Consider the following 4,909-nt stretch of genomic DNA (forward strand, 5'->3'; position numbering starts at 1 on the left):
CGGGACGTGAAGCACCTGCCCGGCCGACCCAAAACGGATGTGATCGACGCGGTCTGGCTGTGCAAGGTCGCCGAACGCCAGATGCTGCGGCCGAGTTTCGTCCCGCCGGCACCGATCCGCCGGCTGCGGGATCTGACCCGGTACCGGATCGATCTCGTCGGGGTCCGGGGCGCGGAGAAGAACCGGGTGGAGAAACTCCTTGAGGATGCCTGCATCAAGCTCTCCGTTGTGGCCTCGGACATTTTCGGCGTCTCCGGCCGGGCGATGATGGCCGCGCTGATCAATGGGGAACGGAACCCAAAGGTCCTGGCACAAATGGTGCGGGCCAGTATGCGCACCAAGATCGGCGCCCTTGAGGAAGCCTTCACCGGCCACTTCGATGACCACCACCGGTTCCTGCTGGCCACAATGCTTGATCGCGTCGGCAACATTAACGCCGATATCGCCGCGGTCGACGCGCAGATTGAGGTTGCGCTGGCCCCTTTCGCGGACGCGGCGGCACGCTTGGATGAAATCCCCGGCATCGGCCCGGTCGCCGCCGCTACCATTGTCGCCGAGATTGGGGTGGACATGTCCCGGTTTCCCACCTCCGGACATCTGGCCTCCTGGGCGAAGTTCTCACCCGGCATCAAATCCTCCGCCGGGAAGATCAAGGGCAACGGCTCCACCGGACACGGCAACCGCTACCTCGCCAGGACCCTCGGGGAAGTCGCCGTGTGCCTGGGCAGGACCAACACTTTCCTCGGCGAACGCTACCGCAGACTCGCCCGACGGCGCGGTAAGAACGGGCCATCGTCGCCATCGGCCGTTCCATCCTCGTGGCCATCTGGCACCTGCTGAACAACCCCGACACCCGCTTCCACGACCTCGGCCCCAACCACTACACCCAGCGAACTAACCCCGATACCAGGAAGCGCGGCCACATCCGCCAGCTCGAAGCCCTGGGCTACAACGTCACTCTCACCCCTGCAACAGCCGCCTGACCCCGCCCAACCTCACAAGACCGACAACCGCCCGGTCCCGCGACCGTGCCCATCTAAGCATCCAACCCACCTCATTTTCGGACTAGACACTCCGGGTACTGCCCGCCATTCTGAGGCAGTACCAAAATGCCAGGCCGGCTCCTCAACCGGGGTCGAGGGTGAGGCCGGGAGAGCCAGGTAGCCGCCCCGGCACCTACCTCCGCTGGGGGTCGGGTACCGGAGCGGCCATGGCTTATTCGCCGGTGGGGCTGTAGATGCCCGCCATCCAGGCTTCGACGTCGTCAGCCTCGCGCGGCAGCGCGGCGCTCAGGTTCACCGGGCCAGCAGCGGTCATCAGGATGTCATCTTCGATCCGTACACCGATTCCGCGAAACTCCTCGGGGACTGCAAGGTCTTCATCCTTGAAGTACAGTCCAGGTTCGATGGTGAAGACCATACCCTCGGTGAGGACTCCGTCGAGGTAGAGCTCGCGCTTGGCCTGGGCACAGTCGTGGACATCCATGCCGAGGTGGTGGCTGGTGCCGTGTGGCATCCAGCGGCGGTGGTGCTGCCCGTCCTGGGACAGGGCTTCCTCGAGCGTGACCGGGAGGAGCCCCCACGCGTGAAGACGCTCAGCGAGCACTGTGATTGCTGCCTGGTGCACCTCCCTGAACTTGCGCCCGGGCTGCGCAGCAGCGAAACCGGCGTCGGCCGCGTCGAGCACTGCCTGGTAGATCTTCCGCTGGATCTCGGTGTATTTGCCGTTGACTGGGAGGGTGCGGGTGATGTCAGCGGTGTAGAGGCTGTCGGCTTCAACACCCGCATCGAGAAGCAGGAGTTCGCCTGAGTGCACCTGGCCGTTGTTGCGGATCCAGTGGAGCACAGTGGCGTTGTTGCCGGAGGCTGCGATGGTGTCGTAGCCGAGATCGTTGCCTTCTTCACGGGCGCGGGCGAAAAAGGCTCCCTCAATTACCCGCTCGCCGCGGTGGTGGGTAATGGCCCGGGGGAGTTCCTTGACTACCTCGTGAAAGCCGTTGACCGTCGCGGCAACTGCAACCTTCATCTGCTCCACCTCCCACTGATCCTTCAGGAGGCGCAGTTCGGAGAGTGCTTCGGCAAGTTTGCCGTCGAGCTCATCGGACTTCTCCAGGTCAACACCGGTGTTGATCCGCGAGGTGTCGACCAGCGCGTCAGCATTCAGGTCCACTTCGCGCAGCAGGCGGATCCGCATGCCGCCAACCTCGGGGGCGCCGGCGTCCTTGGTTACTGCGACCTCCAGTTCGGCGAGGTCGGCCGTCTGGATGGATAGCATTGCCTTGATCTGGGCGTGGGAGAGCCGTGAGCCGATCCAGAATTCGCCATAGCGGGCGTTGCCGTAGAACTCGGGGTTGTCATGCCTGGCCAGTTCCTTGAAGTAGAGGGTGGAGTGATGCGCTCCGCCGTCGTCGCCCTGACCATCGGCGGTTGGCTCCATGATCAGGACCGCATCCGGCTCGTGGTCAAGGCCCAGCCCGGTCAGGTGCGCGAAGCCTGAATGCGGCCGGAAGCGGTAGTCAGTGTCGTTGGATCGCACCTTGAACGGACCTGCGGGGATTACCAGACGCTCGCCCGGAAACGCAGCCGAGATGGTACGACGGCGGGTCGCCGCATAGCGCGCAACCTCGGATTCGGCGGGCAGTTCGGTGGGCTTGGTGGCCCACTGCTGCGCCATGAAGGCCTTGAAGGCGTCCGAATCAGGGCGCTGGGAACGGTTCTCGTTCCGGGCAGCTAACGGCTGCTCCTCGGGGGAGGGCAGTTCGGTGGCGGACTGGGACATGGTCTTGTTCTCTGCAGTACTCACACCCCAATGATCTCACCGGTACCGAAGGCAACCAAACAGTTGTCGGCCGGACTGTCGGAGCGGGCGTAGATTGGGTGGGTGAGAATCGACCTACACACCCATTCAACAGTCTCCGATGGCACCGAAAGTCCTGCCGTCCTGATGAAGGCGGCTCGGGACGCTGGCCTCGACGTGATCGCCCTGACGGACCATGACTCGACGGCCGGCTGGGCCGGGGCCGCTGAGGCTGCCCGGCTGCACGGGGTGGCTTTGGTCCCGGGGATGGAAGTATCCTGCCGCACCGATACGGGCATCAGTGTCCACGTGCTGTCCTACCTACACGATCCGCTGCATCAGGGGCTGGCGGATGAGATCCAGCGGTCCAGGGATGCCCGGCTGTCGCGGGCTGAACGCATGGTTGAGCGTCTCGGAGCGGACTACCCGATTACGTGGGCCGACGTGCAGGAACACATTGCGGTGGGGGCGACCGTCGGACGCCCCCACATCGCCGACTCGTTGGTAACCCTGGGGATCGTTTCCGATCGCAGTGAGGCCTTCACCCACATTCTTACCGCCGCGTCGCCCTACTGGGTGGGCCACTATGCCCCGCATCCCGCGCGGGCAGTAGAGCTGATCCGCGCCGCAGGCGGGGTGGTCGTCTTCGCCCATCCAGTGGCTTCTGCCCGCGGACGGGTCGTGGGGGACGACGTCGTCGGGCAGATGATCGACGCCGGACTGCAGGGCCTTGAGATTGAGCATCGGGACAATCCTGAGCCGGGGCGCCAGGAGCTGCGGCGCATCGCTGCCAAGCACGGTCTGCTCACTACCGGGTCAAGCGACTATCACGGGGAAGGCAAACCGAACCGGTTGGGGGAGAATCTTACGGTCCCGGCAGTGCTGGAACAGATTGAGGAGCTCGCCACGGGGTCAGTAGTGGTGCGCTGACAGCACCCCGGTGAGCAGGCCACCCATCAGCAGTAGGCGCTGAGCCGGGCCTTCATCACGTCGATCGCCTGCGGATTCTGGTCGACGCAGACGAAGCGGCGGCCCAGCTTCCCCGCCACTGCACCAGTGGTTCCCGATCCCGCGAAGAAGTCGAGCACCCAATCACCCTCACGGCTGCTCGCGGTGACGGCCCGACGGAGCAGGCCCTCGGGTTTCTGCGTGGGGTAGCCGGTTTTTTCCTTCCCGGTGGGGGAAACGATGGTGTGCCACCAGACGTCGGTCGGCAGCTTACCGAGTGCTGCTTTCTCGGGCGTCACCAACCCCGGTGCCATGTAGGGTTCCCGATCCACGCCGGAGCTGTCGAAGTAGTAGTTCGACGGATTCTTCACATAGACGAGGATGTTGTCGTGTTTGGCGGGCCAGCGCCTCTTCGCGCGCGCGCCGTAGTCATACGCCCAGATGATTTCGTTCAGGAAGCTGTCCCTGCCAAACAGGGCGTCAAGCATCACCTTCACGTAGTGCACCTCCCGGTAGTCCAGGTGCACGTAGAGGGTGCCGTCGTCAGTGAGAAGCCGCCACGCCTCCGCAAGCCGCGGGGCAAGGAAATCCCAATAGTCCTCAAAGGCATCGTCGTAGCTCGCCAGCATCCCCTTGACCGTCGAGTAGCTGTGCCCCTTGAACCCGACCCGGTCGCCGGTCCCGTCGATGGTACGAACCATCGACGTTTGCTGACGCCGTTGAGCCCGCCCGGTGTTGAAGGGCGGGTCAACGTAGATCATGGTGAACGATCTGTCCGGCAGCGTTGGAAGGTACGCGGCGTTATCGGCGTGCACCACCAGATTGCCGCCGTCCGGACGCCACAACGGCGCCGTACCGGGAACCGGCATGCTGGCTTAGCTCTCCGCTCCGGCGGCGGGTTTGTTAACTACCTCACCATTGCGGCTGCGGGTGCGGGTGCGGGAACGGCTCCGGCGTGGACGGTCGGCAGCCGGTGCGCCGTCAGCGCTCGCTGCTGGCGCGTCGGCAGCGGTCCCGCGAGGCTGGCTTGACCCCTCGGAGGTTGTCCCCGAACGACGACGCCGGTTGCCCGATTTGTCGGCTGACTGCTGCCCGCCGCGCTGATCCGAGCCGCGGGAGCGATCGCCGCCACCGCGCGAACGCTCCGAGCCGCGCGAACGGCTGG

At 65.0% G+C, this 4,909-nt stretch carries 5 protein-coding genes and 1 pseudogene; 3 read left to right on the plus strand and 3 right to left on the minus strand.

The window, feature by feature from the left end; translation table 11 throughout:
• Window positions 1-840: IS110 family RNA-guided transposase (locus Y703_RS20270; protein ID WP_253908079.1), on the plus strand; the 840-nt coding region annotated here is incomplete at its 5' end.
• Window positions 819-983: a hypothetical protein gene (locus tag Y703_RS23225; protein ID WP_216698834.1), complete on the plus strand. Its 165-nt coding sequence runs from the start codon at window positions 819-821 to the stop codon at window positions 981-983. The genes Y703_RS20270 and Y703_RS23225, both read left to right, overlap by 22 nt.
• A gap of 232 nt (window positions 984-1,215) precedes the next feature.
• Here Y703_RS23225 and Y703_RS0115130 read toward each other — a convergent pair whose 3' ends face one another.
• Window positions 1,216-2,778 (minus strand): aminopeptidase P family protein, encoded by a 1,563-nt coding sequence (locus tag Y703_RS0115130; RefSeq protein WP_035765484.1) that lies wholly within the window; start codon window positions 2,776-2,778, stop codon window positions 1,216-1,218.
• A gap of 102 nt (window positions 2,779-2,880) precedes the next feature.
• Here Y703_RS0115130 and Y703_RS0115135 point away from each other — a divergent pair, with 102 nt between their 5' ends.
• The gene (locus tag Y703_RS0115135) at window positions 2,881-3,726 is read left to right on the plus strand and encodes a PHP domain-containing protein (RefSeq protein ID WP_026553379.1); all 846 of its coding nucleotides are present in this window, start codon (window positions 2,881-2,883) and stop codon (window positions 3,724-3,726) included.
• Between the two features lie 26 nt (window positions 3,727-3,752).
• Here the strand turns inward: Y703_RS0115135 and Y703_RS0115140 are convergent, their stop codons facing one another.
• Together Y703_RS0115140 and Y703_RS22760 are read right to left on the minus strand one after the other, a co-directional pair.
• Window positions 3,753-4,613, minus strand: a complete 861-nt coding sequence (locus Y703_RS0115140) for a DNA-methyltransferase (RefSeq protein ID WP_026553380.1) — start codon at window positions 4,611-4,613, stop codon at window positions 3,753-3,755.
• Between the two features lie 6 nt (window positions 4,614-4,619).
• A pseudogene (locus tag Y703_RS22760) lies at window positions 4,620-4,909 on the minus strand (ATP-dependent helicase); the annotation flags it as partial.

The sequence above is a fragment of the Arthrobacter sp. H20 genome (genome assembly GCF_000520515.1).
In the GTDB taxonomy this organism is placed as follows: domain Bacteria; phylum Actinomycetota; class Actinomycetes; order Actinomycetales; family Micrococcaceae; genus Arthrobacter_D.